Source organism: Bdellovibrio bacteriovorus (genome assembly GCF_048286975.1).
GTDB classification, from domain to species: domain Bacteria; phylum Bdellovibrionota; class Bdellovibrionia; order Bdellovibrionales; family Bdellovibrionaceae; genus Bdellovibrio; species Bdellovibrio bacteriovorus_H.
Map to the genome: position 1 here is coordinate 947566 of NZ_JBLVRT010000001.1, position 15201 is coordinate 962766.

Annotated in this window: 14 protein-coding genes; 4 read left to right on the plus strand and 10 right to left on the minus strand. The window is 50.8% G+C overall.

Annotated elements, in window-relative coordinates:
* Positions 1 to 7: 7 nt before the first annotated feature.
* The 3 genes from pyrH to rpsB form a co-directional block, all read right to left on the minus strand.
* On the minus strand, positions 8 to 721 hold the full coding sequence (gene pyrH / locus ACNQKP_RS04690; RefSeq protein WP_011166086.1) for a UMP kinase: 714 nt from the start codon (positions 719 to 721) through the stop codon (positions 8 to 10).
* A gap of 1 nt (position 722) precedes the next feature.
* The gene (gene tsf / locus ACNQKP_RS04695) at positions 723 to 1649 is read right to left on the minus strand and encodes a translation elongation factor Ts (RefSeq protein WP_417863149.1); all 927 of its coding nucleotides are present in this window, start codon (positions 1647 to 1649) and stop codon (positions 723 to 725) included.
* A 121-nt stretch (positions 1650 to 1770) separates the two neighbouring features.
* The gene (gene rpsB / locus ACNQKP_RS04700; protein WP_417863150.1) at positions 1771 to 2709 is read right to left on the minus strand and encodes a 30S ribosomal protein S2; all 939 of its coding nucleotides are present in this window, start codon (positions 2707 to 2709) and stop codon (positions 1771 to 1773) included.
* Positions 2710 to 3002: 293 nt separating this feature from the next.
* Between rpsB and ACNQKP_RS04705 the strand changes: the two genes are divergently transcribed.
* Entirely contained in the window at positions 3003 to 4352 is a 1350-nt protein-coding gene (locus ACNQKP_RS04705; protein ID WP_417863151.1) for a sensor histidine kinase, read from the plus strand.
* Here ACNQKP_RS04705 and ACNQKP_RS04710 read toward each other — a convergent pair.
* The 5 genes from ACNQKP_RS04710 to galU all read right to left on the minus strand — a co-directional run bounded on the left by ACNQKP_RS04710 (position 4349) and on the right by galU (position 10222).
* Positions 4349 to 5494, minus strand: a complete 1146-nt coding sequence (locus ACNQKP_RS04710; RefSeq protein ID WP_417863152.1) for an NAD(P)-binding protein — start codon at positions 5492 to 5494, stop codon at positions 4349 to 4351. The two genes, ACNQKP_RS04705 and ACNQKP_RS04710, sit on opposite strands and share 4 nt — an antisense overlap.
* A 52-nt stretch (positions 5495 to 5546) precedes the next feature.
* Positions 5547 to 6356, minus strand: a complete 810-nt coding sequence (locus ACNQKP_RS04715) for a CFI-box-CTERM domain-containing protein (protein WP_417863153.1) — start codon at positions 6354 to 6356, stop codon at positions 5547 to 5549.
* Positions 6357 to 6427: 71 nt separating this feature from the next.
* A complete protein-coding gene (priA, locus tag ACNQKP_RS04720) occupies positions 6428 to 8473 on the minus strand; it encodes a replication restart helicase PriA (protein WP_417863154.1) in 2046 nt (681 codons plus the stop codon).
* Entirely contained in the window at positions 8470 to 9327 is an 858-nt protein-coding gene (locus ACNQKP_RS04725; protein WP_417863155.1) for a hypothetical protein, read from the minus strand. The genes priA and ACNQKP_RS04725 overlap by 4 nt, the downstream gene beginning before the upstream one ends.
* Before the next feature lie 10 nt (positions 9328 to 9337).
* Complete coding sequence (gene galU / locus ACNQKP_RS04730; RefSeq protein ID WP_011166078.1) at positions 9338 to 10222, minus strand: UTP--glucose-1-phosphate uridylyltransferase GalU; 885 nt, start codon at positions 10220 to 10222, stop codon at positions 9338 to 9340.
* Between the two features lie 131 nt (positions 10223 to 10353).
* Here galU and ACNQKP_RS04735 point away from each other — a divergent pair, with 131 nt between their 5' ends.
* Positions 10354 to 11607, plus strand: coding sequence for a hypothetical protein (locus tag ACNQKP_RS04735; RefSeq protein WP_417863157.1), 1254 nt, complete (start codon positions 10354 to 10356; stop codon positions 11605 to 11607).
* On the opposite strand, the gene ACNQKP_RS04740 is transcribed toward ACNQKP_RS04735, so the two are convergent.
* The gene (locus tag ACNQKP_RS04740; protein WP_417863159.1) at positions 11604 to 12710 is read right to left on the minus strand and encodes a M23 family metallopeptidase; all 1107 of its coding nucleotides are present in this window, start codon (positions 12708 to 12710) and stop codon (positions 11604 to 11606) included. The genes ACNQKP_RS04735 and ACNQKP_RS04740 overlap by 4 nt on opposite strands.
* A gap of 61 nt (positions 12711 to 12771) precedes the next feature.
* Between ACNQKP_RS04740 and ACNQKP_RS04745 the strand changes: the two genes are divergently transcribed.
* Together ACNQKP_RS04745 and ACNQKP_RS04750 are read left to right on the plus strand one after the other, a co-directional pair.
* On the plus strand, positions 12772 to 13536 hold the full coding sequence (locus ACNQKP_RS04745; RefSeq protein WP_417863160.1) for a hypothetical protein: 765 nt from the start codon (positions 12772 to 12774) through the stop codon (positions 13534 to 13536).
* A gap of 36 nt (positions 13537 to 13572) precedes the next feature.
* Positions 13573 to 13701, plus strand: coding sequence for a hypothetical protein (locus ACNQKP_RS04750; RefSeq protein WP_269768125.1), 129 nt, complete (start codon positions 13573 to 13575; stop codon positions 13699 to 13701).
* A gap of 136 nt (positions 13702 to 13837) precedes the next feature.
* On the opposite strand, the gene ACNQKP_RS04755 is transcribed toward ACNQKP_RS04750, so the two are convergent.
* Positions 13838 to 15199 (minus strand): energy transducer TonB, encoded by a 1362-nt coding sequence (locus tag ACNQKP_RS04755; protein WP_417863162.1) that lies wholly within the window; start codon positions 15197 to 15199, stop codon positions 13838 to 13840.
* Between the last annotated feature and the right edge of the window lie 2 nt (positions 15200 to 15201).

A 15201-nucleotide genomic window follows, 5' to 3' on the forward strand; every position in this document is an offset into this window, starting at 1 on the left:
CTCCTTATTAATGTACCAGCGTTCCGATGGTCTCACCCTGAACGGCTTTCAGGATGTTGCCCGGTACAGTGAGGTCAAAGGTGATAATAGGAAGTTTATTGTCCATGCACATGCTGATCGCCGTGGAATCCATCACCTGAAGTCCGCGGTTGAGCACGTCGATGTAGCTGATCTTGTCGAATTTCTTCGCGTCAGCGTGTTTAGCAGGGTCTTTGTCGTAGATTCCATCCACTTTGGTTGCCTTCATGATCACCTGGGCGTTGATCTCCATGGCGCGAAGGGAAGCAGCAGTGTCTGTAGTGAAGAAAGGATTCCCGGTGCCAGCACCGAAAATCACCAGACGATTCTTTTCAAGGTGACGAATCGCTCTGCGACGGATGTACGGTTCAGCAATTTCAGCCATTTCGATGGCGGTCTGAACACGGGTAGGAACGCCTTGTTTTTCCAAAGCGTCCTGAAGAGCCAGGGCATTGATACAGGTCGCAAGCATTCCCATATAGTCAGCACTTGCGCGATCCATGCCCTCAGCAGAGGCGGCAACACCACGATAGATATTGCCACCACCGATTACCAGGCCAATTTGAACGCCCGCCTTGTAAGCCGCTGCCACGTCCTGCGCGATCTGAGTGATCGTTGCAGTGTTGATACCAGTCCCTTGCTTTCCAGCCAGGGCTTCACCACTTAGTTTCAGCAATATACGCTTATAAACAGGCTCTTTCAAACTAGTGTCCTTTCATCTGAGCAGCAACTTCAGCTGCGAAGTCGTTGGTTTTCTTTTCGATACCAGCGCCCAGTTCGAAGCGAACGAAACGTTTTACAGTTACGTCTGCGCCGATTTCTTTGCCAACAGCTTTTGCAAGGTCAGACACTTTCATGTCCGGGTTCTTAACGAATGGCTGATCAAGAAGGCAGTTTTCAGCAAGGAACTTGCGGATTTGACCTTCAACGATCTTTTCGATCATTTCTGGTTTTTTGCCGGACTCAAGATTTTTTGCAGTCAGGATTTCTTTCTCTTTAGCAACAACATCCGCAGGGATCTGTTCAGAAGAGATCGCCATTGGGTTCATCGCAGCGATGTGCAATGCAACGTCTTGAGCGAAAGTTTTCAATGCAGGAGCGTTTGCAGCTTCTGGCTTGGAAACGGAGGCTTCAACCATAACACCGATTTTGCCTTCGCCGTGCAGGTACGTGTGTACCAGGGAAGTTGCAGTTGCAGTGTATTTTTCCTGACGACGAAGAACGATTTTTTCACCGATAGTAGCAGTTGCTTCAGTGAACAGATCGCCAAGCTTTTTAGAAGAATCAAGAGCGTAAGCCTGAGCCAATACATCACCTTCAAGGTTAGTTTTAGCCAAGTGGGCAACTACGTTGCCAGCCAATGCTTTGAAACCATCGTTACGAGCAACGAAGTCAGTCTCAGAGTTGATTTCAACAACAACACCAGTGTTGCCGTGAAGTTCTGCGAAGACAGCGCCTTCAGCAGCAATACGGTCAGCTTTCTTAGCGGCAGCGCCAAGACCTTTTACGCGCAACCATTCAACAGCAGCATTGAAATCGCCAGAAGTCGCCTCAAGCGCCTTTTTGCAATCCATCATACCTGCGTTAGTTTTTTCTCTTAGCTCTTTAACAAGAGTAGCGGAAATAGACATTAGGAAGACTCCTTAGTTTTTTGCATCGCGGGCGGGCCGCCGATGACAATATAAATTAAGTTTTTAGATTCAGGACAAAGAAAAGGGTGGCTAGGCCACCCTTTTTTGAACGATCTGCAGATTACTCTGCGGATTCGTCAGACTGGCCTTGTTCAAGCTCAGCTTGGATCTCAACTTCTTCTGCTGTACCAGCAGCAACAAGTTTGCGAGATTTAGTGGCTTTAACAACTGCAGGACCAGCGGATTTCTTAGGAGCTTCTTTAGCTCCAGCTTTCGCGCCAGCACCACGTCTTTTAGGAGCTTCTTCCTTGCCATCTGCTTTTGCTTCTTTAGCAACGTCAGATTGCTTGTCAGTCATAGTGCGAAGTTTGCCTTCCCACTCTTTAGCGCCTTCAAGGTAAGCATCAGCTACCAAGTTGGAGAACAACTTGATGGAGCGGATAGCATCGTCATTGCCTGGGATCGCGAATTCAACAGACTCTGGATCAGAGTTTGTATCAGCGATAGCAACAACCGGGATGCCCAAGCGTTTTGCTTCAGCAACTGCGATGTGCTCTTTTGGCAAATCAACTACGAACATAGCGGAAGGCATTTCCTTCATGTCGCGGATACCAGCCAAGAAATCAGTCAGGCGAAGGTATTCTTTTTCAAGCTTCGCGCGCTCTTTCTTAGTAAGGTAGTTGAATTCACCTTTTTCTTTCATGGTGTCGATTTTGCGAAGACGATCGATAGAAGATTTGATCGTTTCGAAGTTCGTCATCATGCCACCCAACCAACGCTTAGTAACATAGTACTGACCGCATTTTGCTGCAGCTTCTTGGATTGGTTCGATCGCTTGTTTTTTAGTACCAACGAAGATCAAACGACCGCCGTTAGCAGCGATTTCTTTTACGAACTCAGCAGCTTTGTTTGCGCGTACAACAGTCTTTTGCAGGTCGATAATGTGAATACCGCCGCGAGCTGTGTATACATAAGGTTTCATCTTTGGGTTCCAACGCTGTGTTTGATGTCCGAAGTGGACTCCAGCGTCTAGCATTTCTTTCATGGTCACTTGTGCCATGGTAGTACTTCCTTTCTGGTTAATCGTCCTCGCAGGTAGAGCCAGCTTTTTTTGTTTCGCCGGAAGACCCCCTTTTTCAGTACTTGGGGGACCAGTTGATGCCTGTGAGTGCTTATTGTTGGACTCTCGGGATATCACAGGGCGCCATTGACCGCAAGCAGTCTTTGGAGCTCTTTTCTGAGACGCTTTCGTTACAAAACACCGACTTGATTAAGTTATGTTTAGACGCGCTGGGTAATAGCCGATAAGAAGGGGGTAATCTCCCAATTAATCTAGAACGTAAGCGGTGGGAAATGAACCAATCAAGGGGCGGTCGGAGCGATCCGGAAGCACAACGACAGATGCAGCGAATATTCCTGGAGCAATCCAGGGACATCCATATTCGCGTAGATCGTGGTTTTTCAATTCTTCTTTTAATTCAATGGGTTGCGGCAGTCATCATGGGCATTGTGCTGACCCCTACAACGTGGCTGGGAAGCTTTTCCGGCGCGGTTGAAAACGCCTTTGTGGGGCTGATCTTTGGGGGGCTTTTCAGTCTGCCGGCGGTTTATTGTGTCTATGTTTTTCCGGGCGAAAAGTGGACCCGCTATGTGGTGGCCGTCTCGCAGATGTGCTTTTCGATCCTGTTCATCCATTTGTCGGGGGGGCGGATTGAAACGCACTTCCATGTCTTTGTTTCACTGGCTGCCCTGGCTTTCTATAAGGACGTCGGGCTTTTGGGGGTGGCGTCCTTTATCGTGATCACAGATCACATTCTGCGGGGGTGTCTGCTGCCGATCTCGCTGTATGGGGTGGCCGAAAGCAACCAGTGGAGGTGGCTGGAGCACGCAGCCTGGATCTTAATTGAAGACATCATCCTTATTATTGGTATTGAGCGCATTCGCGGGGAACTGCAAGAAATGGCCTACTCCAAATATCAACTGGTTCAGGCCCGCGAGGAGGCTCTGCAGTTATCCTCAATTAAATCCACATTTTTAAGCAACATGAGCCATGAAATCCGGACCCCGCTAAACAGCATTATTGGTTTTTCAGATATTCTTCGCGACACCAATCTGGACAAGGATCAGACGGACTATGTGCGCACGATTCAACGCTGCTCGGATTCACTTTTGCATATCATCAATGATGTTCTGGATATTTCAAAAATTGAAAACGGACTTTTGCAGATTGATCGGCACAAGTTTGACGTGAAAGAGCTGCACACGGACATTCTTAAAATCTTCGAGGCCAAGTGCCAGGAAAAGAATCTGCAGCTTGAAATCGACATCGATGAAAGTATTCCGGCCTTTGCGATGGGTGACTCGCACCGTTTGCGCCAGATTCTGATGAACCTTGTTGGCAATGCGGTAAAGTTCACGGACAAGGGCCGCGTTTGTATCAGTCTGCAAAGACAGCCTGGTTCGGGTCATTATGTATGGAAAGTGTCTGACACCGGTCGGGGCATTCGTCTGGAAAACATGTCCAAATTATTCCGCAGCTTCTCACAAGAGGACGTCTCGATTTCCCGCACCTATGGCGGCTCTGGCCTGGGACTGATGATTTGTAAAAACCTGATTGAGATGATGGGTGGGGATATCAAGGTGGAAAGCAAGCTGGGTGAGGGAACCACGTTCCACTTCACCCTGCCGTTGGAAGAGGCTTAAAGAGCAGCCTCTGTCATGGATTCAGATTCATCGGATGCAGATAGCGTATCAGTCGCTTCAACTTTGAAGCCCAAAGAGGCCACAATCATTTCAGCCTGCAAAAGGGCGCCGACCAGATTTTTCTGCTCGTGCACAGTTGCGGAAGCAATCCACAGATTTTCAAGTTCCGGCATGGTCAGGTTGGCGCTCAGTTTGATGTCGCCGTTGCCCGCGATGATCGGAGTCACGAAGATTCTTTCCAGCTTCACGTTATCCAGAGCTTCCGGATAAGCGCGTTTGATCTGACGTTTGATTTTTTTCAAAGCCGTACCAACAACTTCGCTGTCTTCAGTCACTTCCTGCTCAATGAAAGTCATCCACTGGGATGCCTGCAATGGGGCGCCTTCAACTTCAACCGGTGCGTGGAACTTGCCCACGCATGGACCGATTTCATCCTGAGTGGTGCCGTTCAAAACGTGCATCGCCTTAGAATCCGTCACCGGTTTAGCGTGGCAGATATCCAGGCACAAAGAAGTCCAGTAAGTGTTTTTAGCAAGCTTCGTGCGGGCGCGAACGGAAATCGCGTCTTCCGGCAGAAGCAAAGCGAGATCCTTCACAGAGCCCGCAAAGATGAAGTTCTGAGCGTGCACAGTTTTGGAGCCATTCACTGTGACGTGAGTCACGCGCTCGCCTTCCTGGTGGAACTTGGTCACATAAGAACGCGGCATGAAAGTGCCGGTGAATTTTTCAAACAGCATCTGGGTCCATTGATAAGGCTCTACTGCCAGATCCAGACGTTTGCTGGAAGTGAAATAGCTGAACTCTTCATAGAACGCCGGTGGGTTTTCGCCAAAACCCAGGAAGGTTTTGAAGTTTCCGCTTTCGTAGGTCACGGGAGCTTCTTCCGAAGCGTCCGGCGCCACGTTCACGTCAATCAGGCTGCCCAGGAAACGCAGGGCTTTCTCAGAAAGCACAGAGTCCGGGACAAAGCGCAGGCCGTTGTTCATCGGGCCGGTCGGGAAGTTGACCTTTTTGTTGGAACCAAAAGGAAGATCCGCCGCCTCGATCAGGGCGATGTTTTTTGTTTCGCGGCTAAGTGCCGCTGCGATGCTAAGTCCGGTAAGTCCGCTGCCAATAATTGCGTAATCGTAGATATGAGCCATGCAAATACCTTCCCTCATAAGGAAGCCGCTTTGCAAGCCTCAATCGGACGAATTATCTGCTAACGCATTTAATCAAAACGCGGAGAGCGGCTCTGACTGAGGGTTTCAGCCACGAGTGCTTATCGAGTAAGCAAGCAATGTGAGGGGAGTACCTGTAGTAGACGGCGATAAACTTTCTGCCCCAGCTGTGGGTTCGCAGTTGTGTGTCGCGGAAGGCACGAAGCTGCATCACCTCAAAGGCGGCGGGGTTTTCAAAAGCCGAGGTTGCGATAAAGCAGCGAGGGCGTTCTTTGTCGGACATCTTCAGGAACTGTTTTACGATCTGCGGGTTCTTCGCGGTTTTCTGGAACGATTCAGCCTTGCGGATGATGTCCGGATAAATCGGCGTAAACTGGATGAACATGGAAAGCTGTTTGGCAGCATTCATCATGCGATCCTGATACTTTTCATGGGTGTCGTAGATGCGCAGCAAGTCCCAGTACACCGACGCCACCACGGTCAGTTCAGTGGTTCGGGCGCTTTCTTTGAAAGCTTCCGGTTTCAGCTTTTCACCTTTTTTGATGTCAAAGACGATGTCCAGAATCTTCAGATATTTTTCGTAGGAAATGGCAGCTTCAGAATAAAGCTTCTGACCCATGCACATGCGCGCTTTTTTGATCAGCATCACGCGGCTTTTCCAAAGCTGCAGGCGGTGTTGCTCGCGCGCCCGTTCCTGCTGCATCAATACGCCGCCACTGCTGGTGGCAACGGTGCGCTTCAGATCTGAAATGCATCCCGCACAAACCTGTGGAGGCAAATTGCTTTCACCAGCGGCCTGAAGCTTACTGATAAGCTCCGGATCCACCGGGTGCAATTCGGTCACTTGTATTCCACATCGCGGGCATTGAATCATTTCATTGGTCCTTAACCTTTTATTTTAGGTAAGGCCTGTCGCTAAAGCAAACTCATTGGATCAATATCGATTAATATTTTAACCCCTGAAGGAACCCAATCCTGGTCTCCCAAGAGTTGTCTTGAAAAGGGATTTGCGGCTGCAGGCTGCGTAGTTTTAATTAGAAGATGATATCGGAATTGCCCTCGCAGTTTCGACAGCGGCGCTTCTGCCGGACCCAAGACTTCAATCGAGCCATATTGCGGGAATTGGGTTTTTAAAGCCTGTGCTCTTCTGGCCAATAGTCTCGCGGTTTCTTCAACCTGTCCCAGTTTAGTTCCTTGAATTCGGAAGCTGACCAGGCGACCCATGGGCGGGTAATTCAGCGCTGAGCGAATTTCGAGTTCATGCGTGGCGAAGCCTTCAAAGTCATGGTTTTTTGCAAACGTGATGCTGTCATGTTCGGTGTTGAAGGTCTGAATGATCACAAGCCCCGGGCTTTCGCCGTCTTTGACGTGCCGACCGCTGCGGCCGCTCATCTGTGTGATCAATTGGAAACTTCTTTCGGTGGCGCGGAAATCAGGAAGGTTGAAGCCCACATCCGCCAGCACCAGTCCCACCAGTTTCAGTTTCGGGAAATCCAAACCTTTGGCGATCATCTGCGTGCCGACCAGAATGTCGATGTCACCGGATTCCATATTGGCGATCAGGTCTTCCAGATCGGCGCGGCTTTGAATTTCATCGCGGTCCGCCCGGGCAATTTTTTTGCCCGGGAACAGACGAGTCAAATCCGTTTCCAAAAGTTCGGTGCCAAGACCGATGGCTTCCAGTTGTCCCTCTTTGCAGTCCGGACATTTGGTTTTGAAATTTTCGTGATAGTCGCAATAATGACAAATCAGATGCGAGTGCGCATGCAGGGTCAGTGAAATATCACAGTTCGGACATTCGCGTGTGTGACCACAGGCAGGACACACCACCATCTGGGCAATTCCGCGACGATTCAGGAACAATGCCGCCTGATCACCACGGTCCAACACCTGATGCATGCGCTCGTAAAGGTCTGGACTTAACCAGAATGGCAGATGCGAATACTTGGTGATGGCTTTTTGTTTTTCTTCGTCATCGGACTTCAATTTTCTTAAATCAATGACTTCGATATCCGGCAAGGCGCGATTGGCCACACGACGGCTAAGGCGGTGCAGGTGATATTTGCCTTCGACCGCATTTTTCCAGGTTTCAAGGCTTGGCGTCGCGGAACCCAGTACCACCGGGCAGTTCATCTGTTTACCCAGCATGACGGCGGCGTCGCGGCCGTTGTATTTTAGTTTTTCATCCTGCTTGAAGCTGGGCTCGTGCTCTTCGTCGACGATGATCAGGCCCAGATTTTCGATCGGGCAGAACAAGGCGGAACGAGCGCCGATCAGAATGGATTTTCGCCCCTCGACAATGTCCCACCATTGGTTGGTGCGTTCGCGATCGGTCAGTTGCGAATGCAAAGCTGCGATCTTGTCGCCGAATCGGCGCGCAAATCGCTGAATCAATTGTGGAGTCAGGGAAATCTCTGGCACCAGCACGATGCCACGCTTGCCTTCAGAAAGAACCTTGTCCAATAGGCGCAGGTACACTTCGGTTTTACCAGAACCCGTCACGCCGAAAAGCAAGTGGGTCGAAAAGCTGGAAAACTTCGCAATGCTTTCAAAGCAGGTTTGCTGCTCATCTGTTAGGTTTAGAGCCGAGTCTGCTTCCAGTTGCGGAATGACCGGCGGCCTTTTGGAAGCGCGCTGCCTTTCTGTTTTTCGCAGTGGCGGAAAAGCCGATTGCACGACCTGACCCACGGGGTGCAGATAGTACTGCGCCAGCCATTCAAGCCATTTTACGTAAGGTTCAGGCAGTGGAGCATATTCTTCCACAATGGAATCCACAGCTTTGACTTCAAACTCGGGAACTTCATTGGTGGGCCCCAGAATCAGACCATGAACTTTCCGTCCCCCGCGCCCCAAGGGCACGGTGACAAGCTGACCTCTTTGCAGGGGCAGGTCTGAACTGTAGGTTAATGCTTCAGGAAGGGGGGCGTCAGCCGCAACTTTCCAAAGTTGCGTCGAACTCATCTAAACCTCGTGTAGAACTCCGTGATAACGTCTTTCGTTGCCAAAGAGTTGATGCCGTCCCATTTCAGGTTCGCATCCAAAGAAGAAGGCTGGAACAAGGCCACGGCTGTCTGTGGACGAGCCGAAGCACTGATCAGGCGGATGGTCACAGTGTTGTTGCCCCAGCGAATGGTGCGGGAGCGCGGATAAGAAAGATTTCTGGCGAAGTTGTTGTAGTTGTTGGCGCTCATCTCAACCTGGCTTGGCAGGCGCAGTTTGCGCACAACGAATTCATCCTGCTGGATCCAGATGCCAGGCGACCCTGCTTCCTGATCCACTGGGGTCGCCACGCCCAGAGCGTAGTTTACAACGCCACCGGTGCGGGAAAAGCGCACCCAGCTTTCCGGGTCGTGCTTGATGTCCGCCGCATTTTTCGCAACAGGTTTTTTGTTAAACGCACCTGCGGGAACAATTTTGAAATGCGCCAGGGTGTTGGCGAAGATTTCAGGATTTCGCATGTTCAGGAATTTTTCCAGGAATTCTTCCGGCAGCTTTTCGCTTTTGCGGTTGCCGCCGGTCATGCTCCATTTTTGTCCGCCGTTATAGACAAACTGCAGACGGAAAGAGTTTTGCAAATCCTTGCCACCAGTCACCGTCAGGCGCAGGGTGCGGTCGCTGTCGACCAGCCAGGTTTCTTTCACCAAAGTCGTTTCTTCGCCATTGGAAAACTGCACTTCCTGTTCGATGGCGTAAATGCCAGAACCGGCGTTTTCGCTGGTTTTCTGCAGGATCGTGCGAGTCGGAAGAATGTACGCTGTCGCCAAAGCGGGCAGCAGCAAAGCGGAAAGGGCGGCGGAGAAAATCATTTTCTTCATCGGGGACTCCTTACTTCAGTTTTTCGGCCAGGCTGAGAATGTAGGACTTCAATTCCTGATTCAGCTCCGGACTTTGCAGGGCCAGTTCGATATTGGCCTGCAGGTAACCCAGCTTGTCGCCGGCATCAAAACGTTGAGCGGTGAATGTCATGGCGTTCAGGCCATGCTGGGCACAAAGCACCTTCATGCTGTCGGTCAGTTGGATTTCACCATTCAGGGTTGGTTTTGCATTTTGCAGAATATCCATGATCGCATTGTCAAAAACATAACGACCCGGAAGAGCCCAGCGGCTGTTGGTTTCGCTGGCTTTGGGTTTTTCCACCAAAGAAGTCACTTTGAAGAAGCCCGTGGATTTTTCCTCGATTTCGGCAATGCCGTACTTGGAAACGTCTTTGTCTTCGACCTTCATCACCGAAATAGTGGAAGTGCCGGTTTCTTCAAAAGAGCTGACAAGTTGGGAAGTTACATTCGGTTCGCCGTGGAAGCCCATCGTGATTTCATCCCCCAGCAAAACTGCAAACGGCTCTTTACCCACAATCGGAAGACCGCAAAGCACCGCGTGCCCCAGGCCCATGGCTTGTTTCTGGCGGATGCTGATGATGTTGGCGGAATCGCGGATGCGGGTCACACGCTCAAGCAGTTTTTCTTTGCCGTCTTTAGCCAGCTTGTCTTCAAGCTCGTAGGAGGTATCAAAGAAATCCTCGATGGCGTGTTTGCCACGACCGGCGATCAGGATGATATCTTCGATCCCGGCTTTCACGGCTTCTTCCACCACATACAGAATGATCGGAGCGTCCACGATGGTCAGCATTTCTTTCGGGACAGTCTTGGTGGCAGGCAGGAAACGGGTTCCGAGGCCGGCAGCGGGAATAATGGCTTTTTTAACTCTTGGCATAGCCTATAAAATCTCAAACGTTTCATTCTAAGACAAGCCTTAACGAGGCCTGTCTCAATATGAAAAAGACTGCTGTTTTTCGCCAATATGCCGAAAAGAGATATGATAGTCTAGGTACAGGGGAGTATTCCATGAAAGTGCGTTTTAAAAAGGCGACCTGGCGTGCAGCGGGCGGCATCTTTGCCTCCTTCGTGCTGATCGTGTCGTTCCAGAACTGCGGAAAGGCCGGATTTGATTCCGACCTGGGCAGTGAGGTGGAAGCCGGCCTGACAGATGCTGAACTTTCCGCGAAATACGGTTCCACAACCGGAGCCAAAGTATCCGCTATTCCATTTGCTTTCGATGCAGGGTTTGACACGATCACGTACAACTCCTGTGCGGACACCCATTTGCGCAACAATCCCGCTTTCTTTTCCATTAAAGCCGGTGCTTACAGCACGGGTGGTATCAAGCTGACGAATGAATTCTTTGATTACGCGGACACGAACTTTAATCCTGTATATCCAGCCACCGAGCTGACCGAAAATCAGTACAAGGAATATCTTGCTGACTCTCCGGCCAACAACGGTGCCGTGGCGACGATGGCCATTCGTGTGAAAAACAGCCTGACGGATGTTTACACAGCCACGAACAAACTGACTTTGTGGACGGACGTGATCCCACTGGTGGCGCCATTGACAGATTCCCTGGTGATGGATTCTTTCGCGCAGAAAAACACGACGGCGAACTATTTCCCGTTTTCGCCTGAGTCGCGTGTGATGGAAGCACAGATGAGTTTCAACTCCAGTGAATCACTGGCGAACGAATACCGCAGTACTTTCATGACGGCGGCTATCTTGAGTTTGACCTTTATGCCCAACAATGGCGAGCTTTATGAAGTTCGTGCGCCAGCGGCAACAGCGCCGGTGAAAACAGCGTACGGCAAGGGTTACTCCATGGTGTTTACGCCTGCGCCGGTAAGTGGTGCGGCGGTGAACAACCCGAATAATATTCTTTCAAGCATTACTGAATATGATCTGCAGAATCCGACGACAGTGACCAAGAACTGGAACTGCAGTCGTCGTTATGCGGTGATCAGAACTCAGGACGCGTCTTCTCTTTGCCCGGCGCAGTCCTACAGTGACATCTCCGGAAATGCGACTTACCGCTCTGAATTGGCGGTGATGCGTCGTCATCTGCGTTCGGATCAGTGGGATGTGAATGTGGCTTTGAAGTGTGTGGTTCCGAAGGGCGGAGTTTCCTGTTACAAGGAAGAATCCATCAACGGTGCGCCAGTCACGGAATATGACCTGAAGAAAGAATGCTTCCGCGAAAACGGAAGCTATTCAACCACGGTGCCCAACAGCCGTTGCATGCACTGGGTGACCGTGTGCACGCGTGACTAGTTTGCGGCTACGCGCGCTTCCAACATCGCTTCCATGTGCGATGGATAAGATTTGATGTACTTGATAGGGTCGACCATTCGGCCCTTTTTCTTTACCGCGAAATGCAAATGCGGTCGGGTGCAGTAACCGGTGCAACCCACTTCGCCAATTCTTTCCCCCGCGGAAACTCTCAAGCCCTGGCGGATTCTTCTGTCAATACGATGAAGGTGATTATAGGCGGTTTCCATGCCGTTGGAGTGCAGCAGGATGATATAGTTGCCGGCGGCGTGATTGCGCCCGTAACGGACCACCGTGCCCTTGCGGGGAGCATATACCGGCTCGCCCACTGGAAGCTCAAAGTCGATTCCAAGATGCGGTTGCAGGCGTTTGGTGATCGGATGAACGCGGTTGGGTTTAAAGCGGCTGGCGATTTTCAGATAATCCACCGGCGCATAGAACGGCTTGTTTTCAAGCAGGTCACCAGCGGCAAAAAATACGCCTCCGCCTTTGTTGTTACGGACGAACTTCTTCTGAACTGGTCTGCCGTTGATATCCAGTGAAGTCTGCAGAACCTCTCCGTATTTTACGAACTGACCCTGCTCGAACTGCTTTTCAACCACCAGCCAAAAATCAGCGCCACGGCCGACCGCGCGAGGGGCGATATCAAAGGCATAGGCGTCCATAAAACGGGTGGCCACCCAGTTGCTGTTGATTTTGGAAAGGATGCTTCCCAGCAGGGATCCGTACACTTTGCCTTCCACGCGGGTGTGGCTGATTTTGTACTGAGGATCGTAAGCAAAGGCCTGAACCCTGCCGGATTTTTTGACGATGCGGAAAGCGTCTGAAGTTTGTGAATCAAACATGCGCAGCTCGGTTTCGCCCTTCACCTGACGAACCAGATAGCGTGTGTCGAGAGTGAGGAAGAGGTTGCGAAGCTTGCTGTTTGAGCCTACAACTGTTTCACGTTCACTCTGAGAAAAGCCATGCTGGCGCAGAATTGAAATCAGATTGTCGCCAAGACGAACAGGTTTTGCGGTAAATGTGCTGGCTCCGGCCTGGGCCGATTGATAGGATGTGAATGCCAAAAGAAATGCACTCACTAGTGTTACGAGGTGAAGATTCATGATGCCCCATCCTTTGAGCTTGTTAAAAAAACTTCCTGTTTTTTTCTGCTTTTATCTTATCGTGAACGTGGCCCACGCCCAAGTTTATAATTCCTCGACATCCGCAGCGACGGGCGGAACTGGACGTGCGACGGTGGAGCCTGGTGATGTGTCATTCATGAATCCGGGTACTATGGTGCACTTAAAAGGCCGTCACTTCTTTTCTTCATTCGCAGAAAATCAGTTCGCCGTCAGTTTGAGCGATAACACAAAAGACAGTGCGATGCCGGCGGCGTTGGCCTTCGTGAAAAAAAAGTCGGACGTGTCGCTGGGTCAGCTTGAAGAAAGTGATCTGACTTTGACTCTGGCAGAATTTGCGACGGAAAAGTGGGCGATGGGCGTCACCGGTCACTATCGTGAACAAAAGCTTCCGAATACTTCTTATCGTCAGACCAATGCGGATATCGGCTTTATCTATACACCTCGGGCAAACATCGGCGTGGCCTTGGTGGGTTACAACCTGTTCGGTGAAGACAAGGATGCGCCGGAAGAGCTTCGCCGTAAAACCTCGGCCGGGGCGGGATTCAACTATATCCATAACCGCATGATCCGACTCCGCCTGGATGCCACCACGGAATCTGAGGTCATGGGGGGCCTTGAAACTTATGTGAACAATTTTTTGGTCAGCCGTCTGGGGTACTATAACGACACCAACGACAATAGGGAGCTTTTGACGGCCGGATTGGGCTTTAATGGCCCTAGATTCGCTTTGAACTATGCCTATGAAGGAAATCCCAAGGAGTCTGGGGATTACAGGCATTCAGTTGACTTGGGGATTCCGTTTTGATAACTAACTCATTCCGTTAAAAACCTAGGGGATAAAATGGCTTCAAAAACAAAAAAGACTGAATATATTCGCGAAAGAAAAAAGGCGACTAGCGGCAAAAAGCGTAAAGCTGCAGCTCGCACTAAGGGCACTACTAAATCTGCAAAGACTCTTTTCAAAGACTAATTGTCTTCTGATTTAAAGCACTTAGATCAAAGCCCCTGGAGACGTCCAAGGGCTTTTTTTTATGCTGAAATGGCCCTTCAAAGGACTGAAACGAAAAAAGGGCTCCGTTTGGAGCCCTTTTGCTTTTGGTCTGTTCTTATCTCTGACCAACACTGCGTCGCAGCAAGCCGCCATCTTCCACGGCACCGCCTTTAAGGTCCCAGCGGAATGGCAGTTCCACCCAGCCTTCCTGACCTGGATAGAAGCGCCATTTTTTCAGCGCCGCCAGGGTTTTGGAGTCCAGATTGCGGAAGCCTGTCGACTTCATCATTTTAAACTGCTGGGGATACCCCTCTTTCGTGATGTAAGCATAAAACGCGACGGCGCCCTGATCGCCACGACGGCGTTCTTCGCGTGAATACTGCGGGCGTGGATTGCCTGGCATTTGACGAAGCTGATCCAGACTGCGAACACCCGTCGGAGTTCCCGCCAGTTGCGTGCCCTGCCCCGGAGAACCTGCATTCCCGGCGCCAGCACCTTTACCCATGCCTCGGCCATTGCCTTCGCCGCCAAGGCCGGCTTTTTTACTGCGGGCTTCACGTTCTGCTGCTTCACGAGCGGCCGCTGCCATCGCAGCAGCACGTTCGTTTGCTAAAGCTGAAGCAATCGCCTTGGAGTTCCTTTGGCGAAGCTCTGCTTGTTGAGCTGCCAGTTGGTCGGCTTCAGCCTTGTTGCTTTCATCCAAAGCTGCCAGGGATTCATCCTGTTCGGAAGCAAGGGCTGCCGCCAGTGCATCCATCGACTTCTTTTCATTTTCAATCGCGGCACCTTGAGCGCGATCCATGTTATCGAAGTCCTCGTTGAAGTCTTCATTCATGCTGGAGGCGACGGCGTGTTTAGCCAGTTGGCCTTCATCCAGTTCCGGAGCTTCAATATCATCAATCGTCATAGGTACGGCTTTGAACGCCGTTTTCGGAGCCACACTGCGACCGCCCTTGGCTGCTGCCACGGATGCTTTCGCGGCGGATTTGGTGGCCTTTACAGGAACAGCTTTCGGAGCTTTTGCTGTATTCTTGGCTTTGGCTTCAGCTTTAGGTTTCGCAACTACCACATCACCCGGACTGCCGGCATCTTCCAGTTTTTCTACTACGGGAGTATCTGCTGCGACCGGTGTCCCGCCTTGAGTTGGTGGCACTTTTGCTCCACGCGGAGTGATCAGGCGCTGAGGCACGTCTTCGATTTCTATCGTGATGGTTTCAGTTTTGACCTGCTCAACCAAAGGCACCGTGACCATCATTGCCAGCAGAAGTGCGGCTGCGTGGACGGTGGCAGAGATCGTCAGGAAGCGGGAGGTTTTGCTTTGTTCCGGCTCCCGGTGGGCCATCAGGAAAGCATCAAAATCAATGGCCGTGTTATCGGCATTGGATTTCTTTGCTGGGGCAAAGTCAGCATTAGGCAGCTTGTAGTCGAACAGACTCAGCTGATCTTTTGACTTGTCATTATCGAGGTTAAAACCCATAG

Bases quoted from the DNA above. Each gene is read 5' to 3' on its own strand.
- ACNQKP_RS04735 (WP_417863157.1), top strand. From the start codon at position 10,354: ATGAAAGTGCGTTTTAAAAAGGCGACCTGGCGTGCAGCGGGCGGCATC.
- priA (WP_417863154.1), bottom strand. From the start codon at position 8,473: ATGAGTTCGACGCAACTTTGGAAAGTTGCGGCTGACGCCCCCCTTCCT.
- galU (WP_011166078.1), bottom strand. From the start codon at position 10,222: ATGCCAAGAGTTAAAAAAGCCATTATTCCCGCTGCCGGCCTCGGAACC.
- ACNQKP_RS04740 (WP_417863159.1), bottom strand. From the start codon at position 12,710: ATGAATCTTCACCTCGTAACACTAGTGAGTGCATTTCTTTTGGCATTC.
- tsf (WP_417863149.1), bottom strand. From the start codon at position 1,649: ATGTCTATTTCCGCTACTCTTGTTAAAGAGCTAAGAGAAAAAACTAAC.
- rpsB (WP_417863150.1), bottom strand. From the start codon at position 2,709: ATGGCACAAGTGACCATGAAAGAAATGCTAGACGCTGGAGTCCACTTC.
- ACNQKP_RS04710 (WP_417863152.1), bottom strand. From the start codon at position 5,494: ATGGCTCATATCTACGATTACGCAATTATTGGCAGCGGACTTACCGGA.
- ACNQKP_RS04755 (WP_417863162.1), bottom strand. From the start codon at position 15,199: ATGGGTTTTAACCTCGATAATGACAAGTCAAAAGATCAGCTGAGTCTG.
- ACNQKP_RS04725 (WP_417863155.1), bottom strand. From the start codon at position 9,327: ATGAAGAAAATGATTTTCTCCGCCGCCCTTTCCGCTTTGCTGCTGCCC.
- ACNQKP_RS04705 (WP_417863151.1), top strand. From the start codon at position 3,003: ATGAACCAATCAAGGGGCGGTCGGAGCGATCCGGAAGCACAACGACAG.
- ACNQKP_RS04750 (WP_269768125.1), top strand. From the start codon at position 13,573: ATGGCTTCAAAAACAAAAAAGACTGAATATATTCGCGAAAGAAAAAAG.